The sequence below is a fragment of the Streptomyces sp. 35G-GA-8 genome, assembly GCF_023534745.1.
Classification (GTDB): Bacteria; Actinomycetota; Actinomycetes; order Streptomycetales; family Streptomycetaceae; genus Streptomyces.
In genome coordinates, this window is record NZ_JAMHJQ010000003.1 from 277,213 (window position 1) to 291,965 (window position 14,753).

11 protein-coding genes are annotated in these 14,753 nt (G+C 69.3%); all 11 read left to right on the top strand.

Translation table 11 applies throughout. The features are described from left to right. Positions 1–85 precede the first annotated feature (85 nt). A complete protein-coding gene (locus M1203_RS07680; protein ID WP_249948765.1) occupies positions 86–1,453 on the top strand; it encodes an NDP-hexose 2,3-dehydratase family protein in 1,368 nt (455 codons plus the stop codon). Beyond that, the gene (locus M1203_RS07685; RefSeq protein WP_249948766.1) at positions 1,450–2,454 is read left to right on the top strand and encodes an NAD(P)-dependent oxidoreductase; all 1,005 of its coding nucleotides are present in this window, start codon (positions 1,450–1,452) and stop codon (positions 2,452–2,454) included. Before M1203_RS07680 ends, M1203_RS07685 begins: the two co-directional genes overlap by 4 nt. 10 nt (positions 2,455–2,464) lie before the next feature. Continuing rightward, on the top strand, positions 2,465–3,187 hold the full coding sequence (locus tag M1203_RS07690; protein ID WP_249948767.1) for a class I SAM-dependent methyltransferase: 723 nt from the start codon (positions 2,465–2,467) through the stop codon (positions 3,185–3,187). Then, positions 3,184–4,293 carry a DegT/DnrJ/EryC1/StrS aminotransferase family protein gene (locus tag M1203_RS07695; protein ID WP_249948768.1) on the top strand — a complete coding sequence of 370 codons (1,110 nt, stop codon included), beginning with the start codon at positions 3,184–3,186 and terminating at the stop codon, positions 4,291–4,293. Before M1203_RS07690 ends, M1203_RS07695 begins: the two co-directional genes overlap by 4 nt. A 45-nt stretch (positions 4,294–4,338) precedes the next feature. Continuing rightward, positions 4,339–4,929: a dTDP-4-dehydrorhamnose 3,5-epimerase family protein gene (locus M1203_RS07700; RefSeq protein WP_249948769.1), complete on the top strand. Its 591-nt coding sequence runs from the start codon at positions 4,339–4,341 to the stop codon at positions 4,927–4,929. Positions 4,930–5,008: 79 nt separating this feature from the next. Then, positions 5,009–6,307, top strand: coding sequence for a DUF418 domain-containing protein (locus M1203_RS07705; RefSeq protein WP_249948770.1), 1,299 nt, complete (start codon positions 5,009–5,011; stop codon positions 6,305–6,307). Next, positions 6,304–7,380 carry a glucose-1-phosphate thymidylyltransferase gene (locus M1203_RS07710; RefSeq protein ID WP_249948771.1) on the top strand — a complete coding sequence of 359 codons (1,077 nt, stop codon included), beginning with the start codon at positions 6,304–6,306 and terminating at the stop codon, positions 7,378–7,380. The genes M1203_RS07705 and M1203_RS07710 overlap by 4 nt, the downstream gene beginning before the upstream one ends. Before the next feature lie 300 nt (positions 7,381–7,680). Further along, positions 7,681–8,958, top strand: a complete 1,278-nt coding sequence (locus tag M1203_RS07715) for an NAD(P)/FAD-dependent oxidoreductase (RefSeq protein ID WP_249948772.1) — start codon at positions 7,681–7,683, stop codon at positions 8,956–8,958. A 43-nt stretch (positions 8,959–9,001) separates the two neighbouring features. Next, complete coding sequence (locus M1203_RS07720) at positions 9,002–10,261, top strand: cation:proton antiporter (RefSeq protein WP_249948773.1); 1,260 nt, start codon at positions 9,002–9,004, stop codon at positions 10,259–10,261. A 16-nt stretch (positions 10,262–10,277) separates the two neighbouring features. Continuing rightward, positions 10,278–13,016 carry a LuxR family transcriptional regulator gene (locus M1203_RS07725; RefSeq protein WP_249948774.1) on the top strand — a complete coding sequence of 913 codons (2,739 nt, stop codon included), beginning with the start codon at positions 10,278–10,280 and terminating at the stop codon, positions 13,014–13,016. Positions 13,017–13,047: 31 nt separating this feature from the next. Further along, positions 13,048–14,721, top strand: a complete 1,674-nt coding sequence (locus tag M1203_RS07730; RefSeq protein ID WP_249948775.1) for an NAD(P)/FAD-dependent oxidoreductase — start codon at positions 13,048–13,050, stop codon at positions 14,719–14,721. The last annotated feature ends 32 nt before the right edge of the window (positions 14,722–14,753 follow it).

Consider the following 14,753-nt stretch of genomic DNA (forward strand, 5'->3'; position numbering starts at 1 on the left):
GAGACGCCACCAGGCGGCGGGCTGGGCGAAAATGGGCGACGAGTGAAAGTGACGCGTCAGACCCGACCTAGTCCGAGAGTTGCTGATGACGGAATTTCTCGCCGATACGCCGTACGTTCCGGCAAGTTTCCACCAGTGGTTCGAGGCCGCTCGCAAGACCGTCTACACGCAGGTGGAGCGTGTCCCGCTGGCATCCGTGCACGGGTGGGACTGCTCGCCCGACCTGCCGGCCATGACCCATCGCAGCGGTCGGTTCTTCTCAGTCGAAGGGCTCCGTACGCATCATTCCCGAGGCGTTGTCCCCTGCTGGGATCAGCCCATAATCAATCAGCCTGAAACGGGAATCCTCGGAATTCTGGTGAAGCGCGTCGACGGCGCCCTGTACTGCCTTGTCCAGGCCAAGGCGGAACCGGGAAACATAAACGGACTTCAGCTTTCCCCCACGGTGCAGGCGACGCGCAGCAATTTCACCGGCGTGCATCGCGGAAAGTCCGTGCCCTATCTGGCGTACTTTCAGAACGCCGCCCCGCACCGGGTGATCGCCGATGTACGGCAGTCCGAACAGGCGTCGTGGTTCCTGCGCAAACGCAATCGCAACATGATCGTCGAGGTCCGGGAGGACGTCGAGGCGATCGACGGGTTCCACTGGCTGAAGCTCACCGACGCGCGCGGGCTGCTGAGGATCGACGACCTGATCAGCATGGATCTGCGCAGCGTGCTGGCCTGCATGCCGTTCGGCGGGGAGCGGCATGTGACGCGGCCGATGTCGCCCTGCGGCCCCACCACGACCGAGGAGATCCTGAGCTGGATCACCGCCGCGCGCAGCCGGATCGAGGTGCGTACCGAGCAGGTGCCGCTGGCGGAGCTCGATCAGTGGCGGCGCGAACCCGCCGCCATCGTTCATGAGAGCGGCCGGTTCTTCGATGTGATCGGTGTACAGGTGAAAGCCGCCGGCCGGGAGGTCGGGGAGTGGGCACAGCCGATGATCGCCGCGCACGGCATCGGCATCGTCGCCTTCCTTGCCGCCCGCTTCGACGGCGAACTGCATGTGCTGGTGCACCAACGCGCGGAACCGGGTTTCGTGGACGTGGTGGAGCTGGGGCCCACCGTCCAGTGCACCGTGCGCAACTACGACCGGCTGCCGCGCGAGACGCGCCCGCTGTTCCTCGACGAGGTGCTGACGGCGGAGGCGGACCGGATCCTGTTCGACGTCATCCTGTCCGACGAGGGCGGCAGGCTCTACCACACCCGCAACCGGCATCTTCTGATCGAGACGGACGAGCGGCCGGACCACCCCGACTTCCGATGGATGACACCGGCACAGCTTTCCGGGCTGTTACGCCACAGCCACTACCTCAATATGCAGGCCCGAAGTCTGCTGGCGTGCCTGCACGCGCTCGCCACCCCGGCCGGCCCGGCCCGCGTGCCCGCGGGGGGAGTCGAGAGCGTATGACCTCGCAGCGGCCGGACCCGGGCGAGCTGCCCGTTGTCGCCGTACTCGGAGCGTCCGGATTCGTCGGATCGGCTGTCACGGCGGCGCTCGCGCGCCTGCCCGTCCGGCTTCGGGCGGTGGCCAGGCGGCCGAGCCAGGTGCCCGGCGGGGAGCCGGGCCGCACCGATGTGCGTACGGCGGATCTCACCCGCGCGGGAGCCGTGGCCGAGGCCGTCGCCGGCGCGGACGCGGTGATCCACCTCGTCACACACAGCGGTGGCTGGCGGGCGGCCGAGAACGACCCCTCCAGCCGGGCGGTGAACGTCGGTGTCATGGAGAACCTCTGCGAGGTCCTGCGCCGGGACCGAGAGGAATCGCCCGCCCCGTTGATCGTGTACGCGGGCGCCGCCTCCCAGATCGGCCTGCCGCCCGAGCGCCCCATCGACGGCAGCGAACCTGACCACCCGGGGACGGCGTACGACCATCACAAGCTGGCCGCCGAGCGACTGCTGAAGGAGGCCACCGCGGCAGGGGCGGTGCGGGGCGCGAGCCTGCGCCTGCCGACGGTGTTCGGGCATGTCGCGGCGCCGGGCGTCGCCGACCGGGGCGTCGTGGCCTTCATGATTCGCCGCGCCCTGGCCGGCGAGCCGCTCACCCTGTGGCACGACGGAACGGTCAAGCGGGACCTGGTGCATGTCGACGACGTGGCCCAGGCGTTCGTGGCCGCGCTCGACCATCCCGGCCCGCTGGCCGGCGGCCACTGGCTGCTCGGCGCCGGCCGGGGCGATCCCCTCGGTGACGTGTGCCGCACCGTGTCCGAGCTCGTGGCGGCCCGGCTGGGGAAACCGCCGGTACCGGTGGTCTCCGTCGCGCCGCCCGAGAGCGCGCCGGCCACCGACTTCCGGAGCGTCACCATCGATTCCTCCTCGTTCCGGTCGGTCACCGGCTGGCGGCCTCGGATACCGCTGCGCGTGGCACTGGAGCGGACCGTGGCCGCCTTGGCCGAAGACCATGCGACGTGAGGGGACAGCTGTGTACGGACCGGAGTTCGCCGAGATCTACGACCAGGTGTACGCACTGCGCGGCAAGGATTACCCGGCCGAGACCAAGTTCGTGACCGAGCGGATCAGGGCGCGAGTGCCCGAGGCCTCCTCGCTGCTCGACGTCGCCTGCGGCACCGGAGGCCATCTGCGCTACTTCGACGAGCTGTTCGAGCATGTCGAGGGGGTGGAGCTCGCCGAGTCGATGCTGTCCGTCGCCCGGGACCGGATGCCCGGCGTGCCTCTGCACCAGGGCGACATGCGCGCGTTCGACCTCGGCAGGACCTTCGACGCCGTCGTCTGCATGTTCGCCGCAGTGGCGCATCAGAGCGCCGGCGAACTCGCCGGTACGATGCGCTGCTTCGCGCGGCACGTGCGCCCCGGTGGTGTGGTCGTCGTCGAGCCCTGGTGGTTCCCCGAGACCTTCCTCGACGGCTATGTCGCGGCCGACGTCCTCACACCCGACCACCGCACGATCTCGCGGGTGTCGCACACCCGGCGGGAGGGCGAGGCGTCACGCATGGAGGTGCACTACGTCGTCGCCGACACCGGGGGAGCCCGGTACTTCACCGAGTCCTACCTTCATCAGCTGTTCCCGCGCGAACTCTACGAGCGGACCCTGCGCGACGCGGGTCTCACACCCGAGTACATCGACGATGCCCAGTCGGGCCGGGGCCTGTTCCTCGGTGTGAAAGAAGGAGCGGAGCGGCCATGACGACCAGAGTCTGGGGCTATCTGGAGGAGTACGAGGCGGAGCGGAAGGAGATCCTCGACGCCGTCGACACCGTCTTCAGCTCGGGCCGGCTCGTGCTGGGCAGCAGCATGCACGGGTTCGAGCGGGAGTTCGCGGCGTACCACGGGGTGCCGCACTGCGTCAGCGTCGACAACGGCACCAACGCCATCAAGCTCGCGCTCCAGGCTCTCGGTGTCGGACGGGGCGACGAGGTCGTCACCGTGGCCAACACGGCCGCACCGACCGTGGTGGCCATCGACGCCATGGGCGCCATCCCGGTCTTCGTCGACATCGATCCCGACACCTATCTCATGGACACCGCACAGGTGGAGGCGGTCCTGACGGACCGGACACGCTGCCTGTTGCCGGTCCATCTGTACGGGCAGTGTGTCGACCTGGAGCCGCTGAAGGACCTCGCGGCCGAACGCGGCCTGTTCCTGCTGGAGGACTGCGCCCAGGCCCATGGCGCCACCCGGCACGGGAGACTGGCCGGCACCACCGGGGACGCCGCGGCCTTCTCCTTCTACCCGACCAAGGTGCTCGGGGCGTACGGCGACGGCGGCGCCACCTTCTTCCGAGACGAGGAGACCGCCCGGCGCATGCGCCGGCTGCGCTACTACGGCATGGAGGAGCGCTACTACGTCGTCGAGACCCCGGGACACAACGCCCGGCTCGACGAGGTCCAGGCGGAGATCCTGCGCCGGAAGCTTCCCCGGCTCGACGGCTATATCGCCGCGCGGCGTGCCATCGCCGAGCGCTACGCCGACGGTCTGGCCGGCACCGGCCTCGTACTGCCGGCCGTCGCGCCGGGCAACGACCACGTGTACTACGTGTACGTGGTGCGCCACCCGAAGCGGGACGAGATCCTGGCGGCCCTCAAGGGCCACGACATCGAACTCAACATCAGCTATCCGTGGCCCGTCCACACCATGACCGGGTTCGGCCATCTCGGCCTGCGGGCGGGGTCGTTGCCGGTGACCGAGGCGCTCGCCGACCAGATCTTCTCGCTGCCGATGTACCCGTCGCTGTCCCCCGCGACCCAGGACAGGGTGATCGGCGCGCTGCGCGAGGTGCTGGCCGCGCTGTAGCGCACCGCCTTGTCCCGCCCTCAGTGGACCCGCTCAGGAGGAGCCATGGAAATACGTGAACTCGCCGTCGAGGGAGCAGTGGAGTTCACTCCGCGGGTCTTCCCCGACGAACGCGGTCTCTTTGTCTCGCCGTTCCAGGAGGCGGCCTTCGAAAAAGCCGTCGGGCACCGTCTTTTCCGGGCGGCGCAGACCAATCACAGCCGCTCCCGCCGAGGCGTCGTCCGCGGGGTGCACTTCACCGTGACACCCCCCGGCACCGCGAAATATGTCTACTGCGCACAGGGTGCCGCGCTCGACATCGTCATCGACATCCGGGTCGGCTCACCGACGTACGGACAGTGGGACGCCGTGCTGCTCGACCCGGTCGACTTCCGGGCGATGTACTTCCCCGTCGGTGTCGGTCACGCTTTTGTCGCGCTGGCCGACGACACCGTCATGTCCTACATGCTCACCAGCGGCTATGTCGCCGAGAACGAACTCGCCCTCTCCGCCCTCGATCCCGCGCTCGGGCTTCCGATCCCCGCCGACATCGACCCGGTCATGTCCGAGCGGGACATGGCCGCACCGACGCTCGCCGAGGCGCGGGCGGCCGGTCTGCTCCCCGACTACGCCACCTGCCAGGAGCTGACCCGGTGACCGGACACCCCCGCCGCAGCACACGGAACGGCTCGGCCGGCCCGGCCGGACACGGAGACAGACACCCTCGGAGGACCGCATGTCGACCCGCAGGACTGTGAATTCGCCGGTCGGACGACGCGGGGTGACCCTCGCCGAGCGTTCCCCGGCACCCGATATCGCGCGGGGCTTCATGCTGCTGCTCATCGCCCTGGCCCACGCGCCCATGTACGTGACGACCAGTGACCCGGGCGTGGTGACGCACCCGAAGGGGGGCGACACACTCGACCGCGCGATCACGTTCCTCAGCCTGGACCTCGTCGACAACCGTGCCTATCCGATGTTCGCCGCCCTCTTCGGATACGGCATGGCGATGCTCGTCATACGCCAGCGCGCGGCCGGTACGCCGGCGCCCGCGGCGGCCCGGCTGCTGCGCCGGCGCGGGGTGTTCCTCATCCTGTTCGGCTTCGTCCACTTCGTGCTGATCTTCCCGGCCGACATTCTCGCGCCTTACGGAGTCGCGGCGCTGGCCCTCGGCTGGCTGCTCACCCGGAGCGACCGCGCGCTCGGCAGGGGCGTGGTGATCAGCGCCGCGGCGGCGACCGTACTGGCCACCCTGCTGTCCATCGCCGTGGCCATGGAGGAGAGCGGGAGCGGCGAGGAGATTCGCGGCACCGTCTGGGCCCACCACTACGGTGAGGCGGTGGTCGAGCGGCTGTCGCAGGTGCCGTTCGCCTCGGTGCACATCCTGCTGGGCTGGCCGATCCCCACCGCCATCCTGATCGGTGCCGTGGCCGCGCGCAGGCGCTACCTCGACGACCCCGCCCGGCACCGCGCCCTGCTCAGGCGCGTGGTGCTCATCGGCGGTCTCGTGTCGGTACTGGGCGGTGTGCCGCTGGCGCTGGTCGGCGCCGGTGCCTGGGGGGCCGGTGACCTGGCCACGGGTTCGGTGACGGCGCTGCATGTGATCACCGGCTTTGCCGGAGGACTGGCCTACGCGGCGGCGTTCGGACTGCTGGTGGCGCGTCTCCAGGACCGGGGCCGGACCCCGGGGCCCGTGGCAGGCGCCCTGGCCGCGATCGGCCGCCGTTCGCTGACGTGCTATCTGCTGCAGTCCGCGCTCCTCGCGCTGATCCTCGCCCGGGTCGCCTTCGGCGTCGGCGACCGGATCCATGCCACCGGGGCGGCCGTCATCGCGGTCTCCGTCTGGCTCACGGTGCTCGTCGTGGCCGTCGCGCTCGAACGTGCCGGGCGCAGAGGGCCGTTGGACGCGCTGCTGCGCCGACTGGTCTACGGCAGGCCCGCCGACCGGGGAGCCGAACCGGCCGCGCGGGACGGGGCGCGGTCCGGGACGGAGCAGATGGCGAAGCAGGAGCCGGCGACGAGGACCGAGTCGTGAAGGCGCTCGTCCTGGCCGGCGGCACCGGGACCAGGCTGCGGCCCTTCAGCCACACCATGCCCAAACAGCTCATCCCCATCGCCAACAAGCCGGTACTCGCGCACATCCTGGAGGACATCCGCGCTCAGGGGATCACCGACGTGGGCATCGTGGTGGGGGGTTACGCGCGGGACATCGCCGCGAAGCTCGGCGACGGCTCCGCGTTCGACCTGCGGATCACCTACCTCCACCAGGACGCGCCCCGGGGGCTGGCCCACGGACTGGTGATCGCCCGGGAGTTCCTGGGTGAGGCGGACTTCGTGATGTACCTCGGCGACAACATGCTGCCCCGGGGCATCGCCGACATCGTGGCCGACTTCCGCGCGGGCGGGGCGGACGCCCAGCTCGCGGTCCAGCCGGTCGACGATCCACGGGCCTTCGGCATGGCCGAGCTGGACGACCGGCAACGGGTGACCCGGGTCGTGGAGAAGCCCGCCCACCCGGTGGGCGATCTGGCGCTCATCGGCGTCTACGTCTTCTCCCCGCGGGTCCACGAGGCGGTCGCGGCCATCGTGCCCAGTGCGCGCGGGGAGCTGGAGATCACCGATGCCGTCCAGTGGCTGGTCGCCTCGGGCCATGACGTCCGGGCGTCCCACTACACGGGCTACTGGCGGGACATGGGCACGGTCGACGACATGCTGGAGTGCAATCGCGAGCTGCTGCGGACCCTCACCCCTTCCATGGCGGGCAAGGCGGACGAGGCGAGCGAACTCGTCGGACCGGTGGAGATCGGGGCGGACAGCCGGGTGGTGAACTCGCGCATCACCGGCCCGGTGAGCATCGGCCGGGGGACCGTCATCGAGGACAGTGTCGTCGGGCCTGACACCACGATCGGCGACGACTGCGTGCTGAGCGGCGCCGGTGTGTCCTACTCGATCGTCCTCGACACCGCGACCATCAGCGGTGTGGAGGGTCTGCACGGCTCCGTCATCGGCCGGGCGGCACAGGTGGTCTCCGCCGGCGGCGACGGCGACGGACGACACCACCGGCTGATGGTCGGTGACCACGCGAGTGTGTACCTGCTGACGACCTGACAGCCGCTGTTCACCCGAAATCCCTGCGGGTAATTCCGGCGGACACGTCATTGAGCAATTTTGTGTGAACGTTGAATCAGGTCGTCGCGGTTGCCGGGTGATTCCCCCGCTCATTTTACGTCGACGACCGATTCACGCGATGGGAATTCCTAATCCCCGGTCAGCCCTCTGTATGTATGGATCGGACATCCAGAGATACTCCAGAAGACCTTCATGGGGCAGGCGCCACAATTTGAGGAATGCCGATGCGCGCCCCGCCTCATGCGGTGCACGTCTGTTGAAGTAAGGGGAGGATCTCCAATGTCGTCCACTCTCTTCGGGGTGCCTGAAGAATTCGACATCATCGTCATTGGTGGCGGGCCGGCCGGCTCCACCACCGCGGGACTTCTCGCGAAGCGTGGACACCGTGTCCTCGTACTCGACCGTGAACGGTTTCCGCGTTACCACGTCGGAGAATCGCTCATCCCCGCCTTCATGCGTCCCATGAAGGAACTGGGCCTGACCGAGCGCATGGACGCCCGGGGCTTCGAGCGCAAGTACGGCGGCACACTGGTCTGGGGCAACGCGCAGGTGCCGTGGAACTTCTCGTTCATCGAGGGCACCGCGCACGAGTACGCGTACCACACCCGACGCGCCGATATGGACTCCCTGATACTCGACCGGGCCCGTGAACTGGGCGCGTTCATCATCGAGGAAGCCACCGTCAAGGAGCCCATCGAGACCGAGGGCCGCGTCACCGGCGTCCGCTACACACTGCGCGGCACGGACGGCATGCACGAGGCGCGGGCGAAGCTGGTCATCGACGCCTCGGGCCAGGCCAGGCTCCTCAGCCGCAAGTACGCCGACGTCACCTGGCACGAGGAGCTGCGCAACGTCGCCGTCTGGACGTACTTCGACAACTGCGAGCGGCTGCCGGGCGACGAGTACACCAACATCCTCATCGAGGGCCTGGACGACGGCTGGTTCTGGGCCATCCCCATCGACAAGGGCACCATCAGCGTCGGGTACGTGACGCGCTCGGAGGACGCCAACAAGGACGGCAAGTCCCTGGAGGACCTGTTCAAGGCCGAGATGGCGAAGTCGACCAAGCTCAAGAAGATGCTCGCGGGCGCCAACCAGTCCGCGGGCTGGCGGACCGCCCGCGACTGGTCCTACACCAGCCAGAGCTTCACCGGCAACGGCTGGGTGTGTGTCGGTGACTCCGCCGCCTTCGTCGACCCGCTGTTCTCCACCGGTGTCGCGCTGGCGACGCTGGCGGGCAGCACCCTGGCGAAGATCGTCGACCAGATCATCCAGCACCCGGAGATCGAGGAGCAGGCCCTCAAGCGCTACGTCACGGCGTACCGGGGCTTCTTCGACGAGATCCGGACCTTCGTCGAGCGCTTCTACGACCGTACGAGGTACAAGGAGTTCTACCACAGCCTCGCGACGGAGATGGTCGACCCCGATCACGAGCGCACGCCGTCGGCGAACTTCGTCCAGCTGATCTCCGGGCTGAGCGGGAAGCATCCGATGCTCACCCTCACGATCGACGACCTCGTCGACGGGGGCGCCGGGCCGGCCGCCGAACAGAGTTGAACACCACCCACGACGAGCCGAGGACGAGCGGGACACCCAGGACATGAGCAGTCACCAGGTGCAACTACTCTTCATCGATCTCGGGTTGATCCTCTTTCTGGCGAGAGGGCTCGGCCATCTCGCGGCCCGGGTCAACCAGCCCGCCGTGGTGGGCGAGATCGTCGCGGGCGTCCTGCTGGGGCCGACCCTGTTCAACGGGGCGATCTCCGATCTCCTGTTCCCCGGGGACATCCGCCCACTGCTCACGGGCATGGCGGATGTCGGTGTGGCCCTGTTCATGTTCGCCGTCGGTCTTGAGCTGGACGGGGCCACACTGCGGGGCAGGAGCCGGGTCACCGGAGGCGCGATCCTCGGATCCACCGTCGCGCCGTTCCTGCTCGGTATCGGGCTCGCCTTCTATCTGCTGCGCACCCACGAGAGCCAGAACACCGCGGCGTTCGTCGTGTTCATCGGGCTCTCGGTCTCGGTCACGGCCTTCCCCGTGCTGGCCAGGATCCTCACCGAGCGCGGTATCAGCAAGACCGCGCTCGGCGGGATAGCCCTGGCGACCGCCGCGTCCGTGGACGTGGTCGCCTGGACCGCGCTCGCGGCGGTCCAGGCGTCGGCGGGCGGCAGCGGCGAGCACTGGCGTGTGGCGCTCGCCTTCCCGTTCATCATCGTGATGATGTACGTCGTGCGGCCCCTGCTGCGCGCCGTGTTCGTCAAGGACGGCAAGGCCGTCGCCTTCGCGCCATGGCATCTCGCCCTGGTCCTCATCGGGGTGCTGCTGTCGGCTGCGGCGACCGAGGCGATGGGAATGCACTTCATCTTCGGTGCCTTCCTGTTCGGCACCATCATGCCCCGGGAGAAGACACTCGCCCTGCGGACCGAGATCCACGACCGGACGGGGCAGGTCACCTCACTGCTGCTGCCCGTCTACTTCGTGGTGGCCGGCCTCAAGGTCGACCTGAGCTCCATGGGAAGCAGCGACTTCCTTGAGCTGGGTGTGATCCTGCTGGTCGCGGTGGCCGGCAAGTTCGGCGGAACGTATATCGGCGCCCGCAGCCAGGGACTCCCGTCACGGCCGGCCGCGGCTCTCGGGGTGCTGATGAACACCCGGGGACTGACCGAACTGGTCATCCTCGGCATCGGCCTCCAACTCGGCCTGCTCGACACCGGGTTGTACTCCCTGATGGTCGTGATGGCGGTGGTCACCACGGCGATGACCGGTCCGCTGCTGTCACGCGTCTATCGCAAGCCCGTGGAGGTCCCCCGTGCTCCGCAGTCAGCGGAGCCGGAACCCGTGACCTCTTCTTCGACGTAGGAGGGGAGGAAAGATCATGCGGTTGGTCGGACTGGACCGCGAACTGTCCGAGCTCTCCGAGCTGCTCCGCACCTGCGTCCGCGGTGGTGGCGGCGGCGCCGCGGTGATCGGCGGCGCCATGGGCTGCGGCAAGACGGAGCTGCTCACCGCCTTGAAGAGCGAGGCGTCGAACCAGGGCTTTCTGGTGCTCGACGCCATCGGCACCTGGCCGGAGCGCCGGTCGCCGGGCAGCGTGCTGAGGCAGCTGCTGCGGTCGGCCGGCGCTCCGCCGGGCGCCGTCGGGCTCCTCGACAGCGTCCGCGGCACATGCCCGGCCGTCGGGGACGGTACGGGCGACCGCCCGTGGACGCTCGACGCGGCCCATACGGACGTCCTGCACCAGTTGTGCGCGGAGGTTGTCCGGGCCGCGGAGGACACCCCCGTACTGCTGTGTGTGGACGACGTCCAGTTCACCGACCCGCTGTCCCTGCACTGGCTGCTCCATCTGATCCGCCGGCTGCGGCAGGCACGGGTGGTGCTGGCGCTCACCGAGTGCCCCCTGTCGCGCCCCGCGGATCCGCAGTTGCACGCGGAGCTGCTCCGGCAGCCCAACTACCGCGGTCTGTCGCTGGGTACGCTGTCGCCGACCGGGGTCACGGCCCTGCTCGCCGCTCACCGGGGCGCTGCCCCCGACCCGGCCTTCGCCGAACGGTGCCATCGGGTCAGCGGCGGTAACCCGCTGCTGGTCCGGGCCCTGTGGGAGGACTCCCGCCGGGCTTCCGACCCGGCCATGCCGGTGGTGGGGGACACCTACGGCGACACCCTCCTGAGCTGTCTGCACCGAGGGCGCCCGGCGCTGCTGCGGCTCACCCGGGCGCTGGCCGTGCTCGACGGCGACATCCACTCGCCAGGACATCTCGCGCGGCTCACCGGACTGGAGCCTGCGGCGGTCGTCCGCGGCACCCACGCGCTGGAGGCCGCCGGTCTGCTGGACGGGATCCGGCTGCGGCACCCCGTCGCCGCGCAGGCCGTACTGGAGGGACTGAGCGCGACGGAGCGGAGCACCCTGCACCGCGAGGCGGCCCTGATGTGTTACGAGGAAGGTGTCGCCGCCACCCGAACCGCTCGCCACCTGCGCAACTGGGCCGGTGAGGGCGGCTCGTTGCCCTGGGCGGTGCCGTTGTTACGGGAAGCCGCGGAGCGGCACCTGAACGGCAACCGGGTGGCGGAGGCCCACTCCTGTCTGGAGGCGGCGCTGCGGTTCGGGGCCGACGACGGGGAACGGGTCGGGCTGCGCGCCCTGCTGGCCTCGACCTCATGGATGCTCAACCCGTCGATCAGCACACCCCACCTCGGTGAGCTGGCGATCGCCCTGAGCGACGGCCGGCTGTCCACCCGGCACACGCTGATGCTGGCCAAGTATCTGCTGTGGCACGGCCGTTTCGACGAGGCGGTGCGTGCCGTCGCCCAGATCGACGACCGGGACGAGCGGACCGACCCGGAGTACGCGGCCGAGGTGCGGGCCACCTGGGAGCTGCTGTCCGTCACCTACCCGGTGGTGCTGGCCCCCGCCCGGGGAGAGCCGGTGCACGACGACCCGCGCTCGCTGAGCGCCATGGCGTTGTCGCGGGTGCTCGCGCACGGCCCCACCGAGAGCGCCGTGGCGGAGGCGGAATCCGCGCTGCGCGCCATGCGGCTCGGCAGGCACACCCAGGAGTGGCTGATGTGCGCCGTCGCGGCCCTGTCGTTCGCCGACCGGCCGGACACGGCCGCCCGGTGGTGCGACCACTGGCTGGAGGAGGCACGCGCCCGCAAGGTCCCGTTGTGGACGGCGGAGTTCGCGTCGCTCAGGGCCGGTATCGCGCTGCGGCTGGGAGAGCTGACACACGCCAGATCACTGGCCGAGGCCGCGCTCGCGCAAGTGCCCGCCGACAGCTGGGGCGTCTGCATCGGGGGCCCGTTGGCCAATCTGATCCAGGCGGCGACCGACACGCGTGACTTCGCCGCCGCCGCCGAGTACGTGGCGCAGCCGGTGCCCGACGGGATGTTCTCCAGCCGGTTCGGGCTCTACTACCTGAACGCGAGGGGCTGCTTCCACTTGGAGACCGGACGCCCGTACGCGGCGCTCGACGACTTCGTCCGGTGCGGGGAATCCATGACGAGCTGGGGATTCGACCAGCCGACCCTGGTGCCGTGGCGCAGCAGCGCGGCGCGCGCGCATCTCGCCCTCTCGGATGTGCGGACGGCCCGCCGGCTCGCCGACGAGCAGGCCGCGCTCGCGGGCGAGGGCCCCTCCCGCGCGCGCGGCATCTCGCTGCGGGTGTGCGCCGCCACCCGCGACCCGGGGGAGCGGATCTGGCTGCTGGAGGAGGCGGTGGCGAACCTCCGCTCCTGCGGTGACCGGTTCCAGCTGTCGGGCGCGCTGGGCGAGCTGGGCCAGGCCTACGCCCTCGGGGGCAAGGGCCCCCTGGCCCGGAGCGCGCTGGAGGAGTCCAAGCGCCTGGAGCGGGAGTGCGGGGCCGGTATGACGTCCCGCGCCGGGGCGGGGAGCCTCGCGTCCACGCTGGACGAGTCGGCGCTCGGCCGGCTGAGCGGGGCGGAACGCCCGGTGGTCGCCCTCGCCGCGCACGGCCGGACCAACAAGGAGATCGCCGACGCGCTGACCATCACGGTGAGCACGGTCGAACAGCACCTCACGAAGGCCTTCCGGAAGCTCGGTGTCCGGACCCGTAAGGAACTGCCGAGGAAGCACTTCCCGGAAGCGGCAGCGAGATGAGCAGGCACCACTGCATATCGGAGAGAGACAGGTGAGCGACTTGCCGCGCAAGGAATCGAAACACAAGCCGAGCGATCAGTACGACGTGGCGATCCTCGGCAGCGGAATGGCCGGCGGCATGCTGGGTGCGGTACTCGCCCGCAACGGCGTCAAGGTTCTGCTGCTCGACGCGGGTACCCACCCGCGCTTCGCCGTCGGCGAATCCACGATCCCGTACACCTCGGGCATGACCCGGCTGATCGCCGACCGGTACCAGGTTCCCGAACTGAAGGCACTGTCCAGCTTCAAGGGGATCCGCAAGGAAGTCTCCCGCAACTGCGGGCAGAAGCAGAACTTCGGCTTCGTGTACCACCGCGAGGGCCGTCCGCAGAACCCCGCGGAGGTCAACCAGCTCGTTGTTCCCTCCGCCATCAGGACCGAGACGCATCTGTTCCGGCAGGACATCGACGCGTACCTCTTCCACCTCGCGGTGAAGTACGGCGCCGTTCCCCAACTGGCCACCCGTATCGCGGACATCGAGATCGACCCGGACTCCGGCGCGGTGCTGCGTACCGAAGCGGGCAAGGAGTTCCGCGCGAGTTATGTCGTCGACGGCAGCGGCTTCCGCTCGCCGCTCGCGGAGAAGTTCGGCCTGCGTGAGACGCCGACCCGGGCGCGCACTCATTCGCGCAGCCTGTTCACGCACATGATGGGCGTGCGCCCGTACGACCGTTCCCCCAACGGCAGGCGGCACAAGCAGCCGAACCCGTGGCACAACGGCACACTGCACCATGTCTTCGACGGTGGCTGGCTGTGGGTCATCCCGTTCGACAACCACGAGGACTCGCTCAACCCCCTGTGCAGCGTCGGTCTGACGCTCGACCCGCGCGTCTTCCCCAAGGGCGAGGCCACGGCGGAGCAGGAGTTCGACGACTTCCTCAAGCGGTTCCCGGAGATCGCCTGGCAGTTCGAGGGCGCCAAGGCCGTACGGCCCTGGGTGTCCACCGGCCGGCTCCAGTACTCGGCCAAGCAGGTCGTGGGGGAGCGGTTCTGCCTCACCTCGCACGCGGCGGGCTTCATCGACGCCCTCTACTCGCGTGGTCTGACCAACACGATGGAACTGGTCAACGCGCTCGGCTGGCGGCTGATCGCCGCCTCGCGCGACGGCGACTGGTCGCTGGAGCGGTTCTCGTACCTGGAGAACCTTCAGCAGGGACTCTTCGACTTCCACGACAACATCGTCTACAGCTCCTTCGTGGGCTTCAGGGACTACGAACTGTGGAACGCCGTCAACCGGACCTGGATGCTCGGCACCATGCTCGGCAACGTCATGCTGGAGGACGCCTACTACCGGTTCGACACCACCGGCGACACCCAGGTCTTCCTCGACCTCGAACAGAGCAAGCACCCCGGCTCGCCCTTGCCGGTGAGCCCTGGATTCAACGAGATGGGAATTCTCACCCGCGACCTCTGTGAATCCGTGGAGGCGGGCACGCTTTCTCCGGGGGACGCGGCGAAGAAGATTCTCCGGCATATCGAGCAGGCCGATTTCATCTCGCCGTCGTTCCGGCTCGGCAATGAGAGCACCCGCTGCTTCGCCATGAGTCCCGGCAAGATGGCGATGAACGCCGTGTGGTCCCGCAGAGAGGCGCCGCCGGAGATCGGGCCGCGCATGATCAATGCGAGCAAGGGGCTGGTCAGGACGCGTCTGCGGGATCTCAGGTGACCCCAGATCACCTCTAGGGGGCGTCCGTGGGG

What these genes read in the sequence shown, in the direction of transcription:
- M1203_RS07680 (WP_249948765.1), top strand. Translation starts at nt 86, where the DNA reads ATGACGGAATTTCTCGCCGATACGCCGTACGTTCCGGCAAGTTTCCAC.
- M1203_RS07685 (WP_249948766.1), top strand. Translation starts at nt 1,450, where the DNA reads ATGACCTCGCAGCGGCCGGACCCGGGCGAGCTGCCCGTTGTCGCCGTA.
- M1203_RS07695 (WP_249948768.1), top strand. Translation starts at nt 3,184, where the DNA reads ATGACGACCAGAGTCTGGGGCTATCTGGAGGAGTACGAGGCGGAGCGG.
- M1203_RS07700 (WP_249948769.1), top strand. Translation starts at nt 4,339, where the DNA reads ATGGAAATACGTGAACTCGCCGTCGAGGGAGCAGTGGAGTTCACTCCG.
- M1203_RS07705 (WP_249948770.1), top strand. Translation starts at nt 5,009, where the DNA reads ATGTCGACCCGCAGGACTGTGAATTCGCCGGTCGGACGACGCGGGGTG.
- M1203_RS07715 (WP_249948772.1), top strand. Translation starts at nt 7,681, where the DNA reads ATGTCGTCCACTCTCTTCGGGGTGCCTGAAGAATTCGACATCATCGTC.
- M1203_RS07720 (WP_249948773.1), top strand. Translation starts at nt 9,002, where the DNA reads ATGAGCAGTCACCAGGTGCAACTACTCTTCATCGATCTCGGGTTGATC.
- M1203_RS07725 (WP_249948774.1), top strand. Translation starts at nt 10,278, where the DNA reads ATGCGGTTGGTCGGACTGGACCGCGAACTGTCCGAGCTCTCCGAGCTG.